17 protein-coding genes are annotated in these 17,577 nt (G+C 63.2%); 12 read left to right on the forward strand and 5 right to left on the reverse strand.

Annotated elements, in window-relative coordinates; genetic code table 11:
* Positions 1–57 precede the first annotated feature (57 nt).
* The gene (gene dapA / locus J4G32_RS08810) at positions 58–942 is read left to right on the forward strand and encodes a 4-hydroxy-tetrahydrodipicolinate synthase (protein ID WP_210485875.1); all 885 of its coding nucleotides are present in this window, start codon (positions 58–60) and stop codon (positions 940–942) included.
* A gap of 4 nt (positions 943–946) precedes the next feature.
* Positions 947–1,420 carry an SsrA-binding protein SmpB gene (gene smpB, locus J4G32_RS08815; RefSeq protein ID WP_210485877.1) on the forward strand — a complete coding sequence of 158 codons (474 nt, stop codon included), beginning with the start codon at positions 947–949 and terminating at the stop codon, positions 1,418–1,420.
* Between the two features lie 40 nt (positions 1,421–1,460).
* On the opposite strand, the gene J4G32_RS08820 is transcribed toward smpB, so the two are convergent.
* From J4G32_RS08820 to rpoZ, 5 genes are all read right to left on the reverse strand, one after another.
* A complete protein-coding gene (locus J4G32_RS08820; RefSeq protein WP_210485879.1) occupies positions 1,461–2,114 on the reverse strand; it encodes a LabA-like NYN domain-containing protein in 654 nt (217 codons plus the stop codon).
* A gap of 244 nt (positions 2,115–2,358) precedes the next feature.
* Positions 2,359–2,943 (reverse strand): orotate phosphoribosyltransferase, encoded by a 585-nt coding sequence (gene pyrE / locus J4G32_RS08825; RefSeq protein ID WP_210485881.1) that lies wholly within the window; start codon positions 2,941–2,943, stop codon positions 2,359–2,361.
* 132 nt (positions 2,944–3,075) lie between these two features.
* Entirely contained in the window at positions 3,076–3,780 is a 705-nt protein-coding gene (locus tag J4G32_RS08830; RefSeq protein WP_210485883.1) for a gamma-glutamyl-gamma-aminobutyrate hydrolase family protein, read from the reverse strand.
* A 6-nt stretch (positions 3,781–3,786) separates the two neighbouring features.
* Positions 3,787–5,949: a RelA/SpoT family protein gene (locus J4G32_RS08835; protein WP_210485886.1), complete on the reverse strand. Its 2,163-nt coding sequence runs from the start codon at positions 5,947–5,949 to the stop codon at positions 3,787–3,789.
* Positions 5,950–6,106: 157 nt separating this feature from the next.
* Positions 6,107–6,514: a DNA-directed RNA polymerase subunit omega gene (gene rpoZ, locus J4G32_RS08840; RefSeq protein ID WP_210485888.1), complete on the reverse strand. Its 408-nt coding sequence runs from the start codon at positions 6,512–6,514 to the stop codon at positions 6,107–6,109.
* A 247-nt stretch (positions 6,515–6,761) separates the two neighbouring features.
* On the opposite strand from rpoZ, the gene J4G32_RS21950 reads away from it, so the two are divergent.
* From J4G32_RS21950 to gmk, 10 genes are all read left to right on the forward strand, one after another.
* Positions 6,762–9,863, forward strand: coding sequence for a beta strand repeat-containing protein (locus tag J4G32_RS21950; RefSeq protein WP_210485890.1), 3,102 nt, complete (start codon positions 6,762–6,764; stop codon positions 9,861–9,863).
* 123 nt (positions 9,864–9,986) lie between these two features.
* The gene (locus tag J4G32_RS08850; RefSeq protein ID WP_210485892.1) at positions 9,987–10,145 is read left to right on the forward strand and encodes a hypothetical protein; all 159 of its coding nucleotides are present in this window, start codon (positions 9,987–9,989) and stop codon (positions 10,143–10,145) included.
* A 31-nt stretch (positions 10,146–10,176) separates the two neighbouring features.
* Positions 10,177–10,599 carry a hypothetical protein gene (locus J4G32_RS08855; protein ID WP_210485894.1) on the forward strand — a complete coding sequence of 141 codons (423 nt, stop codon included), beginning with the start codon at positions 10,177–10,179 and terminating at the stop codon, positions 10,597–10,599.
* Positions 10,600–10,791: 192 nt separating this feature from the next.
* Complete coding sequence (gene fabD / locus J4G32_RS08860; protein ID WP_210485896.1) at positions 10,792–11,739, forward strand: ACP S-malonyltransferase; 948 nt, start codon at positions 10,792–10,794, stop codon at positions 11,737–11,739.
* A 12-nt stretch (positions 11,740–11,751) separates the two neighbouring features.
* Positions 11,752–12,489, forward strand: a complete 738-nt coding sequence (gene fabG / locus J4G32_RS08865) for a 3-oxoacyl-[acyl-carrier-protein] reductase (protein ID WP_210485898.1) — start codon at positions 11,752–11,754, stop codon at positions 12,487–12,489.
* A 234-nt stretch (positions 12,490–12,723) separates the two neighbouring features.
* Complete coding sequence (locus J4G32_RS08870) at positions 12,724–12,960, forward strand: acyl carrier protein (protein ID WP_150946458.1); 237 nt, start codon at positions 12,724–12,726, stop codon at positions 12,958–12,960.
* 177 nt (positions 12,961–13,137) lie between these two features.
* Positions 13,138–14,400, forward strand: a complete 1,263-nt coding sequence (fabF, locus tag J4G32_RS08875) for a beta-ketoacyl-ACP synthase II (RefSeq protein ID WP_210485901.1) — start codon at positions 13,138–13,140, stop codon at positions 14,398–14,400.
* A gap of 195 nt (positions 14,401–14,595) precedes the next feature.
* Positions 14,596–15,942: an endolytic transglycosylase MltG gene (gene mltG, locus J4G32_RS08880; RefSeq protein WP_210485903.1), complete on the forward strand. Its 1,347-nt coding sequence runs from the start codon at positions 14,596–14,598 to the stop codon at positions 15,940–15,942.
* Between the two features lie 89 nt (positions 15,943–16,031).
* Positions 16,032–16,919 carry a YicC/YloC family endoribonuclease gene (locus tag J4G32_RS08885; RefSeq protein ID WP_343232617.1) on the forward strand — a complete coding sequence of 296 codons (888 nt, stop codon included), beginning with the start codon at positions 16,032–16,034 and terminating at the stop codon, positions 16,917–16,919.
* On the forward strand, positions 16,916–17,572 hold the full coding sequence (gene gmk, locus J4G32_RS08890) for a guanylate kinase (protein ID WP_210485905.1): 657 nt from the start codon (positions 16,916–16,918) through the stop codon (positions 17,570–17,572). The genes J4G32_RS08885 and gmk overlap by 4 nt, the downstream gene beginning before the upstream one ends.
* Positions 17,573–17,577: the final 5 nt, after the last annotated feature.

Raw genomic sequence — 17,577 nt, forward strand, 5'->3', positions numbered from 1 at the left:
CCTTATGTCTGTCGGTCAGTCTCAACCGACCCGCCGTCTCATTCGCGAGGAATATCGATGTCTCTATTCACAGGCTCCATCACGGCACTCGTGACCCCCTTCAAGGACGGAGCCGTCGACGAGGCCGGGTTGCGCGGGTTCATCAACTGGCAGATCGAGAACGGGACGCACGGCTTGGTCCCGGTGGGAACGACGGGCGAGTCGCCCACGCTTACCCACAAGGAACATGACCGGGTGATCGAGATCACCGTCGACGAGGTCAAGGGTCGCATTCCAGTGATCGCGGGGGCGGGCTCCAACAGCACCGCCGAGGCCATCGGCTTTGCCCAGCATGCGGAAAAGGTTGGGGCGGATGCGGTTCTTGTGGTCACGCCCTACTACAACAAGCCGACTCAGGACGGCCTCTACGCCCATTACAAGGCGATCAACGATGCAATCGGCATTCCGATCGTGATCTACAACATTCCCGGGCGCTCGGTGGTCGACATGTCGGTCGAGACGATGACGAGGCTCTATGAGCTCAAGAATATCGTCGGCGTAAAGGATGCGACCGCCAGCATGGCACGGGCCAGCCAGCAGCGCTTTGCCATGGGGCCGGATTTCATCCAGCTCTCCGGCGAGGACGCCACCGCGCTCGGGTTCATGGCCCATGGCGGCCAGGGCTGCATCTCGGTGACGGCCAATGTGGCGCCGCGCCTGTGCGCCGATATGCAGACCGCGTGCCTTGCCGGTGATTTCCGCGCCGCGCTGGCAATTCAGGACCGGCTTATGCCGCTCCACGAATCGCTGTTCATCGAAACCAATCCGTCTCCGGCCAAGTATGCAGCATCTGTACTCGGACTGATGGCGGAGGACGTGCGTCTCCCGCTCCTGCCGGTCTCCGAGCGCACCCGCACCATCGTGCGGGCTGCCATGGTCCATGCCGGCCTGATCAACGGATAAGGCCATGGCAAAAGACACCACGCGGCCCAACAAGATCGTCGCGGACAACCGCAAAGCGCGATTCAACTATGAGATCGTGGACAGCTTCGAGGCTGGGATTGCCTTGACCGGCACCGAGGTCAAGTCCCTGCGTCAGGGCAAGGCGACCATTGGCGATGCCCATGCGGGACCGTCGGGCACCGAGTTCGTGCTTTTCAACGCCTATATCCCGGAATACCTGCAGGCGAACCGCTTCAACCACGAAACCAAGCGGCCCCGTCGGCTTTTGCTCCACAAGCGCCAGATCAATCGGCTCATCGGGGCGACCCAGCGCGACGGCATGACCGTGGTGCCGCTGAAGATCTACTTCAACGAGCGTGGTCGGGCGAAAGTGGAACTGGGGCTTGGACGCGGCAAGAAGCTTCACGACAAGCGGGAGGCCGACAAGGAACGGACCTGGAACCGCGAGAAGTCACGGCTCCTGCGCGACAAGGGCTGATCCGCCAGGGCCGACGGAAGCAGTGCGGCCGGCCTTCGCGTCAGACGTCGACGTCGTCGCCTTGATTCTGGCGAATGCCGTAGCGCCGCTCGAGGCCCGGCCCTGCGACCGCAGGGCGCGCCCTGTCAGGGCGCTCGCCTTCCGCGACTGCCGACCGATTGGGGCGATCGGAAGGGTCGCGCCCGATTTTTGAGGCCATATGCGCAAGCTCGATGAATTCGTCCGCCTGACGCCGCAACTCGTCGGCGACCATCGGTGGCTGCGTCGTCACGGTGGAGGCAACGGATACGTGGACGCCGCGGCGCTGGAGCGCCTCGACCAGTGACCTGAAATCGCCGTCGCCTGAGAAAATCACCATCTGGTCGACGTAAGGGGCAAGCTCGAGCGCATCGATCGCGAGCTCAATATCCATGTTGCCTTTGACTTTGCGACGGCCGGCGGAATCGACGAATTCCTTGGTGGGCTTGGTGACGACGCGGTATCCGTTATAGTCAAGCCAGTCGATCAGCGGGCGAATGGACGAGTATTCTTGGTCTTCAACGAGGGCCGTGTAATAAAATGCCCGCACCAAAGTGCCGCGACCTTGAAACTCTTTCAACAGCCGCTTGTAGTCGATGTCGAACCCGAGAGTTTTAGTCGTTGCGTAAAGATTCGCTCCGTCGATAAAAAGAGCGATCCGTTGTTGGCCAGCCATAAATATTCTCTGTTTTAATCTGCCGGGTGATAGAAACAGCATCGCCTGTACATCGGCATCAACATTATCTACGCTTGCAATACAATGGCGCGATCAAATTGCGACGTAACAGGAAACTGGCTGTTCGAATTCCCATAAGACGAGTAAAAGTGACAACATCACGAGTTAAAGCCGCGTGACCGCATCGTGTCAAGAATGTGGCAGTGTCACAGCGGAATTTATACGTAATCGTGATGTTTCAGTTCTACGTTGTCATATTGCGGCTGCCCGGTTTGGTAGCCGGGATCGCCGCCAGTTCCGGCGGGAGCTGGTCGGCGGGATAGGCGGGGATGTCGAGCTGCAGCAGGGAAACCAGCGTGGCGCCCAGATCCGCCTTGCCCCCTGACCGGTCGATCAGGCAGGCCGCCCCCAGCACCTCGCCGGGATGCTCCCGCAGGGCCGCGAGGCACTCCCGCGACGACAGGCCCGTGGTCACGATGTCCTCGACCATCACCACACGGGCGCCTGCCGGAATGGTGAAGCCGCGCCGCAGCACAAAGACGCCATTCTCGCGCTCGACGAAGATGGCTTTGCAGCCAAGGTGCCGGGCCGTCTCGTAGCCGGGGACAATCCCGCCGACGGCCGGCGACACCACGTAATCCACCTTGCCGTAGACCTCCCGAATGCGGTCGGCCAGTGCGCGGCAGACCCGCTCGGTGCGGACCGGATCCTGGAAGATGAACATCTTCTGCAGAAAGACGGGCGAGTGCAGCCCCGACGACAATACGAAGTGGCCTTCCAGCAGAGCGCCGGCGGAGCGAAATTCGTCGAGGACGTCGTTCGGGGTCATGGCACATCCAACCTGCGAGGAGACTGGCTGGTTAAACCATGCCAGCGGCTTGCGTCGACTCCCATTTTCAACGTTGGCGCATCGGATACGTGTGTTCCGCCCGGCGTCCAAAGCATCGCCGGCCAAACGCTGCTAGGTGACCGGCCGCGCGGCCTCCACGAATGCCGCGAAAACCTTCAAGCCCGGATGATCGCCGCCTGTGAAGCGTTCGGGATGCCATTGCAGGCCGATGGCGAAGCGATGCGATGGCACTTCGATTGCCTCAATGATCCCATCGGGCGCATGGGCGCTGGCCACAACCTGGTCCGACACGGTGACGATCGCTTCCCGATGGAACGTGTTGGCATCGAAGGTTGCGGTGCCGAGGATGCGCGCAAGCGCTGTGTCGCCTGCGACCTGCACAGGGTGGAGAACGTCGCTCCTGTCGTGCGCAAGGGCGCCCGGGCGTGATGACTGCACGTCCGACACCATGCGGCAGCCGTGGAGGCAGGCCAGCATCTGCATGCCATTGCAGATGCCCAGCACCGGTTTCCCCCGGGCGAGAAAACCCTCCATCAGCGCCTGGTCGACCGCCAGCCTGTCGGAGGCCGGATATTGGGAGCGATCCCCATCCACGTACCAGCTTTGCGGAAACCGGATGCGGCCGCCGACGCTCAGGAAACCGTCGAAGTCATCCGCGACCGGTTCCACGAGATCCGGCAGGTAGGGAATGCCGAACGGGACTCCGCCGGCCTGCGCAATGGCCGCGAAATAGGCCTTCGACGTCTCATAATGGCTGCCGCCGGTGCTCGTGTTCTCATCCAGGATGACGGCGATGCGAGGCTTTCTGTCACGCATGCCGAATTATCCTGTGACGCGATCCACGCGGCTCACCGTGCGCTTGGCGCGCAGCTCCGCGATGATCGCGTTGAGATGTTTGAGGTCCCAGACACCGAGGTCGATGGTAACGTCGGTAAAGTCCTGGGTTCGCCGTTTCATGGTGACGTTGTCGATGTTGCCTTCATGATCGGCAATCACCTGCGTGATCTGGGCCAGCGACCCCGGCTCGTTGATGGATTGCAGCTTGATGCGGGCGGGGTAGCGCTGCGGTTCGGCCTCGAGATCCCACCGCACGTCGATCCAGCGATCCGGCTCGTTGTCGAAATCCGCGAGAGAGGCGGATTGAATCGGGTAGATCGTCACCCCTTCGCCGGGCGTCAGGATGCCGACGATACGGTCGCCCGGCACCGCTCCGCCGTTGGGGGCGAAATGCACCGGCAGGTCGTCGTTGAGGCCGCGGATCGGAATGCCGTCGGTCACCGTTTCGCTTGAACCGCCCGGCCGCTCGATGGCTGCCGACTGGTCGGCAAGGCCGGCGCGGCGATCCTCCTTGTAGTCGGGATAAACGGCGCGCACGACATCGCCGGAAAACATCTCACCCCTGCCCACCGCCGCCAGGACGTCCTCGGTCGACCCGCGGGCAAGGCGCGGAAGGGCGCCCTTCAGCTTCTCGTGGGAATAGGCCCGGTTGGCGCGCTCGAAGGCGCGTTCGAGAATCTGCGTGCCGAGACCGGTATATTGCTGTCGCACCGCGGCCCGGGTCGCCCGGCGGATCGAGGCGCGGGCCTTCCCGGTCACCACCAGCGATTCCCAGGCGGCTGGCGGCGTCTGGCCCTCGGCCCGGACGATCTCGACCTCGTCGCCGTTCTGCAACTCGGTCAGAAGCGGGGACATCCGTCCGTTGATCTTGCAGCCCACCGCCGTATTGCCGACATCGGTGTGGACCGCATAGGCGAAATCGATCGGAGTAGCGCCGCGCGGCAGGGCGATGAGGCGCGCTTTCGGCGTGAAGCAGAAGACCTGATCGTGGAACAGCTCGAGCTTGGTGTGCTCAAGGAATTCCTCCGGGTTGTCGCCTTCGGCCAGCAGATCGATCGTGCGGCGCAGCCACTGGTATGCCCGGCTCTCCACCGCCAGACGCGAATTGTCATTGACGCCCTCCTTGTAGAGGGCGTGCGCGGCGATGCCGTATTCGGCGACCTCTTCCATGGCGACGGTGCGGATCTGCAATTCCACACGCTGCCGGCTCGGTCCGATGACGGTGGTGTGGAGCGAGCGGTAATCGTTCTGCTTCGGCGTCGAAATATAGTCCTTGTAGCGGCCGGGGATCATCGGCCAGCTGGTATGCACCACGCCAAGCGCCCGGTAGCATTCGTCAACCGTGTCGACGATCACGCGGAACCCGAAGATGTCGGAGAGCTGTTCGAAGGACACGGACTTGCGTTCCATCTTGCGCCAGATCGAATAGGGTCGCTTCTGCCGGCCCGAGACCTCCGCATTGATGCCCTGCGCCTTCAGCTTGGCGGTCAGCGTCTGCTCGATTTCCTCGACGAGCTTCTCGCTCTTGGCCGTCACCTCGTTGAGATGCCGGCTGATCGCCTCGTAGGCCTCCGGGTCGAGCGTGTGGAAGGACAGGTCCTCGAGTTCCTCGCGGATCTCCTGGATACCCATGCGGCCGGCCAGCGGCGCGTAGATGTCGAGGGTCTCCTCGGCGATCCGGTGGCGCTTGTCGGGCGGCATGAATTGCAAGGTGCGCATGTTGTGCAGGCGGTCGGCCAGCTTGACCAGAAGCACCCGTACGTCATCGGCCACCGCCAGCAGGAGCTTGCGGAAGTTCTCACCCTGGGCCGCGCGCCGGGACACCAGATCGAGGCGCTTGATCTTGGTGAGACCGTCCACGAGAGCGCCGATTTGCGGCCCGAACGACTTGGTGATTTCCTCGAGCGTCGCCTGGGTGTCCTCGACAGTGTCGTGGAGGACGGCGGCCGCGATGGTGGCGTCGTCGAGTTTCAGGTCGGTGAGAATGGCCGCCACTTCAAGCGGATGGCCAAAGAACAGGTCGCCGGATGCGCGCTTCTGGTTGCCATGCGCCATCATGGCATACACGTAAGCACGGTTCAGAAGCGCCTCGTCAGTCGACGGGTTATAGCGCTTCACCCGCTCGACTAGTTCGTACTGGCGCATCATCCGGCGGCGATCTCCTCACAGCGGTTTAACGGGCTGAAGTTAAAAGGATATTGTGCAACGCCTCCAAACTGCAAGGTTTCTCTCGGAATGGGGCCATGCAGACATGAAAAAGCCCGGCTTCAGGCCGGGCTTTTGATGAAATCAGGTTTTTTGGCGCTTATTCGCGCTCGTCGTCATCCGCGCTGCTGCTCGGAGGAACGAGGCCTTCCAGGCCGCGGAGCAGGTCGTCCTCGCTCATGCGATCGAAGGTGACGTCCGTGTCGCTGTCATTGCGTGCCGTTGCGGCAGCAGCCGTATTGCCAAGCAGCGGAACGGTCTCGGCCTCTGGCTCGTCCACCTCGACGTATTTCTGCATCGAATGGATCAGCTGCTCCTTCAGATCGTCCGGAGCAATGGTCTCATCGGCGATTTCGCGCAGGGCGACGACGGGGTTCTTGTCGCGGTCGCGGTCGATGGTGAGCGGCGAACCCGAGGAAATGAGACGGGCGCGGTGGCTGGCGAGCAGCACGAGCTCAAACCGGTTGTCGACCTTGTCGATGCAATCTTCGACGGTCACACGAGCCATGAAGAGGCTCCTTTTCGTGGTTCAAGGAATAGCGGAAGCGGGCGTGATTACACCGGATGCGGGCCGAAGGCAAGGGAGGCGGACAGGGGGGCCTCGAACCGGCGCAGTGTGCGGGATGGTACCCTGCGGCACGCGATCCGCCGCATGAGAGGGACCTAATCCTAAAAAGCAACGTTGGAGCGTTACCTGCTGGCCGTCTCGCGGGATGGGATGCCGGCGTTAACACCGCAATGGAGAAGAGGTTTCAATGTCAGAGGTAATCATCGACCATCAGGTCACAGACACAGTCGTTGTTGGCGTCACTGACACCGTCACCGTTACGGCAAAGGGTGAAGTCGTCACTGCCAACAACTGTGTCGTTTCAGTGAGCCTCGGCCAGCTGAAAGTCGACGGCTTCGTCCATAATTCGGGGGCCACCGGGACCGCCGTCGACCTCAGTTACGGGAATGTGACTGTTGGGAAAACAGGACGGATCGTCGGTGGAGATAACGGCGTTCGCTATGGAAGTGGCAGCATCACGGTCAACGAAGGGACGATATCGGCGTCGAAACATGCGGTGGAAGGCCACTGGGGCATGGGTGTCGATAATCGCGGAACGATTCATTCGGGCGAGGTCGGGATCTTCTTTAAGGAGGGTGATGTCGCGGGAGGCAGAATGCAGGTTACCAACACGGGAACCATCGATGGTGGAAAGATCGGCATCCAGGGTGGCATCTACAACGATATCGTCACCAACAAAGGCCACATCGAGGGCCCCAAGGCTCTGCTTCTTCAGGACGGCGCCGATACATATGACGGCAGGGGCGGCACCGTAACGGGCGTGATCGATCTCGGTGCCGGCGACGACTTCGCCATTGGCGGGGAGGGCAGCGAGACGTTCCTCGGCGGCTCAGGTGCCGACACGATCGACGGCCGCGGCGGTAGCGACACCGTCATCTACGACGCGAATGTCAGCCACACCATCGACCTGTCTCTGACCCGTTCGCAAGATACTGGCGAAGGCAACGACATCCTCGCCGCCATCGAGAATATCCGGGCCGGCGCCGGCGCCGATCATTTGACCGGCAACGTCTCAGCAAACCAGCTCGACGGCGGTGGGGGGGACGACACGCTTCTTGGTGGCGACGGCGCGGACGTTCTGCTGGGCGGCGGTGGCAGCAACCTGCTGGAGGGCGGCGCCGGCGGCGACACCATCGACGGCTCCGGCGGCGCCAGCGTCGCGTCCTATAGTCATGCGTCGCAGGCCGTCACGGTCGACCTTTCGAAAGTGGATGGCTCAAGCAATCTTGGCGAGGCGCGGGACGACCATTTCATCAATATCGAGAGCGTCTGGGGATCGGCGTTTGCCGACGTGATCGGCGGAGACGCCCAAGACAACTGGATCGTGGGCGATGCGGGCCATGACACACTGACCGGAGGAGCCGGGAACGACTCTCTTTTTGGTGGGATTGGCGACGATCTGCTGGCGGGTGGTGAGAATAACGATTTGCTCGATGGTGGGATAGGCAATGACACCCTTGATGGCGGGCTCGACGGCGACCGGATGACCGGCGGCGCTGCGGATGACGTTTATCGGGTCGATAGCCGGTTCGACGTGGTCGTGGAACTGGAGCACGACGGGGTCGACACGGTCGAAACCACCATCGACTTCGCTCTGGCCCAGAATGTCGAGAATCTCCGAGCGATCGGCGTCCGGGGCATGTCCCTGACGGGAAACAATGAAAACAACACGATCTGGGGCAACGCCGCTGGCAATCTCATGTACGGATTGGACGGCGACGATCACATGATGGGTGGCGACGGCGACGATCAGTTGAAGGGCGACAGTGGCAAGAACATCCTGGAAGGCGGGTCGGGGCGCGACATTCTCGATGGTACCGGGGGCATCAGCATCGCCTCCTATGAGCACGAGAAGGCCGCCGTGACCGTCGACCTCTCGCAAAGCGACAGCTCGCGCAACACCGGCGAGGCGGCCAATGACAGGCTGCTCAATATCAGCGGCGTCATAGGCACCACCTTCTCCGACAACCTGACCGGCACCGCAGGCCATAACATTCTAGAGGGCGGAGAAGGGAACGATACCCTCGATGGCGGCGCTGGCAAAGACGACATGGTCGGCGGGAAGGGCGACGACACCTATGTGGTCGATAACGGTTTGGACTTCGCGATTGAATCGAAAGGCGAGGGCATCGACACCATCAAGGTATCGATCAACTACACCCTGGATGATGAGGTCGAGATCGGCATCGCCACGGGCAATGGAGCGATCACGCTCCAGGGCAATGCCAGCGACAACGCGATCACGGGCAACGACGCGGCCAATACCCTGTCGGGCAAAGACGGCAACGATACCCTGAGCGGTGGCGGCGGCAATGATGTGCTGAAGGGCGGAAAGGGCGCCAACCTGCTCGACGGCGGCGCGGGTGCCGACACGTTCGACGGCACCGACGGGGACAGCTCGGTCACCTATCAACACGCGACTCAGGCCGTGACCGTGAATCTGTCGGCAACCGACGGCTCCCAAAACACCGGCGAGGCTGCGGGCGACCGCTTCGTGAAGATCGGTAGCATCCGGGGCTCGACTTTCGCCGATACGCTCATCGGCGACGGCGGTGCCAACGCCCTCGCGGGCGGCGATGGCAATGACAGCCTCGATGGGCGGGCCGGCAATGACGTGCTGACGGGCGGCGCCGGCGATGACACTTACCAGATCGATTCCGCTGGCGACCGCATCGTCGAGGAGGCGTCGGGCGGAACCGATACGGTCGTGACGGCCATCGACTATGTTCTCGGGGCGAATGTCGAGACCCTCATCGCGTCGGGCGCGAATGCACTCACGCTGTCCGGCAATGACCGTGACAACAAGCTTCTCGGGAATGCTGCGGCCAACACCCTGGTGGGCAACGCAGGCCATGACAGGCTGATCGGGGGCATGGGCCGGGACGTCCTGTCGGGCGGCATCGGCGACGACGTGCTTTCTGGCGACCTCGGCAAGGACGTGCTGATCGGTGGCGCGGGCCGCGATGTGTTCGTGTTCAGCAGCCGGCCGAACAAGAAGACGAACCTCGACAAGATCACCGACTTCAACGTGAAGGACGATACGTTGGCGCTCGACGACGCGATCTTCAAGAAGATCGGGAAGGGGTCGGAGTTCCACCCCGGCAAGCTCAAGAAGGCCTTCTTCTCGGGCGATGGCCACGCCAAGGACAAGAACGACTACATTCTCTACTCGGCCAAGACCGGCGTGGTCTCGTTCGATGCCGATGGCTCCGGCAAACACGCTGCCGTCGAGATCTGCACCCTCAGCAAGAAGCTGCACCTCACGGCCCTCGATGTCGTCATCTATTGAGTGCGGGAGACTTTCCCCGCGTGCCGCCGGTCGTACAGACTGGCGGCACGCGGCAACGAGGCACGTTGGGCGTGAAGCCCCACCACCCGCTAAACGCGCATCCTTTCCGGGCAGGGCAGGCCGATGAGACCCACCTGGCCCATCGCCTTCGCACTCACCCTGCTGCTGATGGTCGTGTGGATCGTGGTGAATTGTCTGGAGTTCACCCGGATCGACGCCTGCCTCGACCGGAGTGGGCGCTGGGACCACGAGCAGGGGATCTGTGAGAGCGCGCGGCGCTGACGGATGACCGACAAAGCGGCAAGCCAAGAAAATGGGTCAATACGATCAGCGTCTCCGACCAGGTCGAGACGATCAATCTCGAGGGCGCCGGCTCCTCGAGAACAGCGTCGGCGGGACGGTGATCGGCGCGCTGAGCGCGTTCGGTTCGAGCGCTGGGACCTTTGCGAACGCGATCGTCAATGATCCAAACAACAGGTTCGCGATTGTTGACGGCAAGCTGGCTCTACGGGAAGGCGCGACGGTCGATTACGAGAGCAACCAGAAGGGCCACCTCAAGGCTGACGCCTTCCATGTCGGAAAAGCGGCTGCCGATGGATCGGACCGGATCATCTACGACCAGACCAAGAATTCTCTCTACTATGATCGCGATGGCAATGGCGGCGCGGAGCAGATCAAGTTTGCGACCCTGCAGGCCAAGGACAAGCTGGCCCTGAGCGACTTCATGATCGTCTAGCGGACCACGCGGTCGGGCGCGGATCCCCTTCGCCGCCCGCCCCGCGACACCGCCCCACCCGCCCCCTGTCTCTCGTCCGAGCCAGGGGCGTTTTTGTATCGCCATTCCCGCACGACCCGGTCGCGTTGCCTTGACTCCCTCTTCCCGGAGTGCGAGTCCCGCCCGGTTTTCTCCTTCAGAGGGCGGTCCCGCATGAAACGCGCATTCGTATTTCCGGGTCAGGGAAGTCAGGTTGTCGGGATGGGCAAGGCGCTCGCCGATGCTTTTCCGCAAGCGAGAGCCGTCTTCGACGAAGTCGACGAAGCGCTCTCCCAGAAACTGTCGGCGGTCATGTGGGAGGGTCCGGCCGAGGACCTGACGCTGACGGCCAACACCCAGCCGGCCCTGATGGCAGTCAGCCTTGCGGCCATGCGGGTGCTGGAAGCCGAAGCCGGTCTCGATCTCAAACGCCACGCGACCTTTGTGGCGGGACACTCGCTTGGCGAATATTCAGCGCTTGCCGCCGCTGGCAGCCTGTCGATCGGGGACACGGCGCGTCTCCTGCGCATCCGTGGCAACGCCATGCAGGGCGCGGTCCCGGTCGGCGAGGGGGCTATGGCGGCGCTGCTCGGGCTGGAATACGACGCCGCTCTCGAGGTGGCGATAGCCGCCCGCGAAGGCGAGGTGTGCGATGCCGCCAACGACAATGGCGGCGCGCAGGTGGTCGTGTCCGGCAACAAGGCGGCGGTCGAACGGGCGATCCGCATCGCGCAGGAGCGCGGCGCCAAACGCGCCATCATGCTCGCCGTCTCGGCGCCATTCCACTGCGCGCTCATGCAGCCGGCCGCGGACGCGATGCGCGCGGCGCTCGCCGGCGTGACGGTCAACGTCCCCGTCGTCCCCCTGGTGTCGAACGTCACCGCCGGGCCGGTGACGGATCCCGACGCCATCCGCGATGGCCTTGTGCGTCAGGTGACAGGCACCGTGCGCTGGCGCGAGAGCGTTGCCTTCATGGCAGCCCAGGGCGTTGAATCATTTTATGAGGTTGGGTCGGGCAAGGTTCTGACCGGACTCGCGAAACGCATTGCGCCCGGCGCCGCCGCAAGCGTGATCGGGACGCCGGACGACGTCGCCGCCTTCGCGGCCTCTCTTCAAGGGTAAGGACACATCATCATGTTCGATCTCACTGGCCGGAAGGCTCTGGTGACCGGCGCGACAGGCGGCATTGGCGGCGCGATTGCGCGGGCGCTTCATGCCCAGGGCGCGACCGTCATGCTGTCCGGGACCCGTCGGAGCGCCCTTGACGCGCTCGCTGCGGAACTCGGCGAACGGGTCCATGTGGCGGAGGCGAATCTCGCCGACAAGGATTCGGTCGAAGCTCTTGTTCCGGCTGCGGAATTGGCCATGGAGGGTCTCGACATCCTGGTCAACAATGCGGGCGTGACCCGCGACAACCTGTTTATGCGCATGAAGGACGAGGAGTGGGAGACGGTGCTGACCGTCAATCTCACGGCGGCCTTCCGCCTCTCCCGCGCAGCCGTCAAGGGCATGATGCGCCGCCGATACGGGCGCATCGTCAATATCGGTTCGGTCGTAGGGGCGACAGGGAACCCCGGACAGGCGAATTACGCGGCGTCAAAGGCAGGCCTCGTGGGGATGACCAAGGCGCTCGGGGCGGAGGTTGCCAGCCGCAACATCACGGTCAATTGCGTCGCTCCCGGCTTCATCGGTTCGCCGATGACGGACGCTCTCAACGAGAAGCAGCGCGACGCCATCCTGACGACGATTCCCATGGGACGCCTTGGGCAGGGCGATGAAATCGCGGCCTCCGTGGTTTATCTCGCCTCCTCCGAAGCCGCCTACATGACCGGCCAGACCCTGCATATCAACGGCGGAATGGCCATGTTCTAGAAGGTCTTGGGGGCAATTGCGGAATCATCCTGCGATCCGTTTCGCGCCCCTCGCCAGAGCCGATACGCTTGTGTTAATCATGGTCCAGTTCGGGTCGGAGGGGTTGACCGGCGCTGAAAAATGCGGCTTTGCACGGCACAAGGCAGTCGTTCCAGCGTTCTCAGCTGAGCAGCTGATCTGAGTTTCCATTTTCAACCGCCCTATCCTGAGGCGGCAGCCACTGAGGAAAAAACGATGAGTGACGTCGCTGATCGCGTGAAGAAGATCGTTGTCGAGCACCTGGGCGTAGAGGCCGATAAGGTGGTCGACAATGCGAACTTCATCGATGACTTGGGCGCGGACAGCCTTGACACCGTCGAGCTCGTCATGGCGTTCGAAGAAGAGTTCAACGTCGAAATCCCCGACGATGCCGCAGAGACCATCGTAACGGTGGGTGACGCGATCAAGTTTCTTGAGAAGAACGCGGCGTAATCACGCCCTCGGGCGCCGGACCTTGAGGTTCGGCGCCCGATTTTCGTCTGGAGCGCGTTCCGGTCGCACCGCACGTTCGGCCGTCGATAGCCCGCTTCCCATCATCATCTTGGGCATGGTGTTCATCGGAAGGTCGCGCAACTTTTCGCTGACATGCGCCAAAGGGCAGGAATCAGCATGAGGCGGGTCGTTGTCACGGGTCTCGGCATGGTCACTCCGCTCGGTTGCGGGGTCGAGCCGACTTGGTCGCGTCTTCTGGAGGGCCGGAGCGGCGCCAACCGAATCGAAGGTTTCAGGATCGACGACCTCGCCTGCCAGATCGCCTGCCAGATCCCCCTCGGAGATGGCACGGACGGCACCTTTGCGCCCGACCAGTGGATGGAGCCCAAGGAGCAGCGCAAGGTCGATCCCTTCATCGTCTACGCGATGGCGGCCGCCACCCAGGCCCTCGACGATGCGGGCTGGAACCCCACCACCTACGAGGATCAATGCGCATCCGGCGTCCTCATCGGCTCCGGCATCGGCGGCATCGGCGGCATCTATGAGGCCTCGGCGACCCTGATCGAGCGCGGGCCGCGCCGCATTTCTCCGTTTTTCATTCCTGGCCGCCTGATCAATCTGGCGGGCGGCTACGTTTCGATCGCCCACGGTCTCAAGGGACCGAACCACGCGGTCGTTACCGCCTGCTCGACCGGCTCCCACGCCATCGGCGACGCGGCCCGCCTCGTCGGCCTCGGCGATGCCGACGTGATGGTGGCGGGGGGCACCGAATCGCCCATCAACCGCCTGTCCATTGCAGGGTTTGCGGCCTGCCGGGCCCTGTCGACCGGCTTCAACGACGACCCGACCCGGGCCTCCCGTCCCTATGACAAGGACCGTGACGGCTTCGTCATGGGCGAGGGCGCGGGCATGGTCGTGCTGGAAGAGTACGGGCATGCCAAGGCCCGTGGGGCGAAAATGTATGCCGAGGTGATCGGCTATGGCATGTCGGGCGATGCCTTCCACATCACATCGCCAGCCGAAGACGGGGATGGGGCGTTCCGTTGCATGCAGGCAGCCATCAAACGGGCCGGCATCGCGCCGTCCGAGATCGACTATGTGAACGCCCATGGCACCTCGACGCCCCTCGGCGACGAACTTGAGCTCAAGGCGGTCGAGCGCGTCGTCGGGGATGCCGCTGCGACGCTCACCATGTCGTCGACCAAGTCTGCCGTGGGCCACCTGCTGGGGGCGGCGGGCGCGATCGAGGCGATCTTCTCCATGCTGGCGATCAGGGACGGCATGATCCCGCCGACGCTCAATCTCGACAACCCGTCCGTCGACACCGTGATTGACCTTGTGCCGCATGTTGCCAAACGCAAGGAGGTCAATGTGGCCCTGTCGAACTCGTTCGGGTTCGGCGGCACCAATGCGTCAGTGATCTTCCGGCGTGTCTCTTGAGGTTTCGGTTCCCTTAAAGATTCGGTTATCTTGAGGATCCAGTTATCTTGAGGATCCAGTTATCTTGAGGATCCGGTTATCTTGAGGATCCGGTTATCTTGAGGATCGTGGAGCGACGTTACGGCTTTTCGCCATAATCCCTCTTAGGGTGTTCGACAGACGGCGACGCGTTGTCGACACCAGAAAAGCGCAGTGATGTTCGGCAGAAAAAAGCAGACTCTTCTCAACTCGCCCGAATCGCAGGCAGAGGAGCAGCAACCGCGTCTTTCGCCGCGTTCCCCGAGCGAGGCGATCAAGCCCATGGCTGCGCCCCCGCCACCGCCCCGCATCCGCCGCAAGCGCGGTGGCATGTTGTCGGTTGCCAGCGGATTGTTGACCCTTTTTGTCGCCATCGCGATCGCGGTGGTGTTCGGCTTCAGCGTCCTGGAGCGGGAGGTGACGGCCCCGGGGCCGCTTCAGACCGAGAAGGTCGTGGTCATTCCGCGCAACACCGGCACGAACGAGATCGCCGACATCCTCCGGCGCGAGGGCGTCATAACCCAACCCATGTTGTTCGAGACCTATGCGCTCCTCAATCGGCGGCGCGGTCAGCTGAAAGCCGGCGAGTTCCAGTTCAAAGCCGGAACGAGCATCGAATCCGCCATCGACACCCTCGTGGAGGGCAAGGCGATCCTGCACTCGATCACGATTCCCGAGGGTCTGACGAGCGAACAGATCATGTCGCGCCTGTTCGACAACGACATTCTCACCGGCGAGATCGCCGAGACGCCGCGCGAGGGCACCGTCCTGCCCGATACCTACAAGTTCGAGCGTGGCATGACCCGGCAGCAGATCGTCAACGCCATGCAGGCCGCCCATCGGCAGGCGCTGGCGCAGATCTGGCAGCGACGCTCGCCCGAACTGCCTGTGAAGACCGCGCAGGAACTCGTGATTCTGGCGTCCATTGTCGAGAAGGAAACCGGCCGTGCCGACGAGCGCACCCGCGTCGCCGGCGTGTTCATCAACCGCCTCATGAAGCGCATGAAACTGCAATCGGACCCGACGATCGTCTACGGGCTGGTGGGCGGCAAGGGAACCCTCGGCCGGGGGATCATGCGCAGCGAGATCGAGAGTGCGACTCCCTACAACACCTACGTGATCGAGGGTCTGCCGCCGGGCCCGATCGCCAATCCGGGCCGGGCCGCTCTCGAGGCCGTCGCCAACCCGTCGCGGACGAAGGACCTGTATTTCGTCGCGGATGGCTCAGGCGGACACGCCTTTGCCGAAACCTATGACCAGCATTTGCGCAACGTCACCCGCTGGCGCCAGCTTGAGAAGGCCAAGGCTGCGCCGGACGACAATGCCGTCGATCGAACCGAGCCGGACCCGGACAGCCGTAGCCAGCTGACCCCCGCCGGGGCGGTGGCGCAGGACGGAAGCCTGCCGCGCACCGGCAGGCCGAGAGGGTTCGACGCCAGCGAGGGGACGGCGAAAGACCCGCTCAAGAACAAGTCCTTCGACCTGACCACCCCCAAGAATGTGCCGGCGCTGAAACAGCCCTGATCGCCCGCGTGGGGTGGACCCGGCTGCTTGTGACCGGACGGTCGCCGGACTAAGGTTCGGCTTTCCCTATCTTTCGTTCGAGGTGACGCGTGTCGATTGCGAGCATGACGGGTTTTGCCCGCGAGGCGGGCGTGACCGGATCCTATCAATGGGCCTGGGAGATCAAGACCGTGAATGGCCGCGGTCTCGAGATCCGCGTACGCACACCCACCGGCCTCGATGGCCTGGGGGAGGAGGCCCGAGGCCTGATGCTGAAGGGCCTGAGCCGCGGGCAGGGCCAGTTGACCCTCTCCGTCAGCAAGGCGACATCGGCTCCGCGCTTGCGGGTCAACACGGATATCCTGCGGTCGCTCATCGACGCTGTGGCCACACTCGACCTCCCCGCCAGCGTGCGTCCTGCCTCGCTTGATGGCCTGTTGGCGATCCGGGGCGTCGTGGAGCTCGACGAGGAGGCGATCGAACCCGGTCAGGACCCTGACCTCGCGCCGGCGCTCAAAGGCGGAGTCGCCAGCCTGCTCGCCGCGTTGAAAGAGGCTCGCCTGCGGGAAGGGCAAGCCCTCGCCACCGTTTTGCGTCAGCAACTCGCGTTGGTCGCCTCTCTCGTTGACGACGCGGAGGCGTCGCCCTCGCGGCAGCCGGAGGCCATTCGGGCGCGGCTGGAGTCCCAGATCAGCCAGCTCTTTGCCGGCCAGGCCACGCTGGATCCAGATCGGCTGCATCAGGAGGCCGTGCTGATCGCCGGTCGGGCCGATATCCGCGAGGAACTCGACCGTCTTCGCGCCCATGTGGAGGCAGCCATCGGTCTCCTCGACGAAGGCGGTCCCGCTGGACGGCGCCTCGATTTTCTCGCACAGGAATTCGGTCGCGAGGCCAATACCTTGTGTGCAAAGGCCAACGATGTGTCTCTCTCGCGGATCGGGCTTGAACTGAAGGCGGTTATCGAGCAATTCCGCGAGCAGGTTCAAAACGTCGAGTGATGGAGACGACAGTGGTGCCCTTGAAGCGACGTGGCCTCCTCCTCATCCTGTCGTCCCCGTCCGGCGCGGGAAAATCCACCCTGACGCGCAACCTGGTGCGGGAGGACCGCGGCATCAGGCTCTCCATCTCCGTGACCACGCGGCACAAGCGTCCGTCCGAGATCAACAACGTCCACTACACCTTCATGGAGAATGTCGCGGAATTCGAGGAAAAACGCGACCGGGGCGATCTTCTGGAATGGGCCCAGGTCCACGGCAATTACTACGGCACGCCGCGCAAGGCGGTCGAGCAGGCCTTGTCCCGCGGCGAGGACGTGATGTTCGATATCGACTGGCAGGGCACTAAGCAGATCGTCGAGAAAATGCGCTCGGACGTGGTGAGCGTCTTCATTCTCCCCCCGTCCATGGAGGAACTCAAAGCCCGGCTTGAGCGCCGCGCGGAGGATCTGCCCGATGTCATTGCCCGACGCCTGAGAAATGCGCGTGACGAGATCGCGCAATGGGAGGCCTACGATTACGTCCTCGTCAATGACGACCTCGACCGGACATTCAGCGACCTGAAGGCGATTCTGGCGGCCGAGCGCCTGCGCCGTGAGCGTCAGGTCGAATTGAGCGGATTTATCGAGACCCTGCTGTCGGCTGCCGTCGAATAGGTTTT

Origin of the sequence: Microvirga antarctica, assembly GCF_017921815.1 — a bacterium.
In the GTDB taxonomy this organism is placed as follows: domain Bacteria; phylum Pseudomonadota; class Alphaproteobacteria; order Rhizobiales; family Beijerinckiaceae; genus Microvirga; species Microvirga antarctica.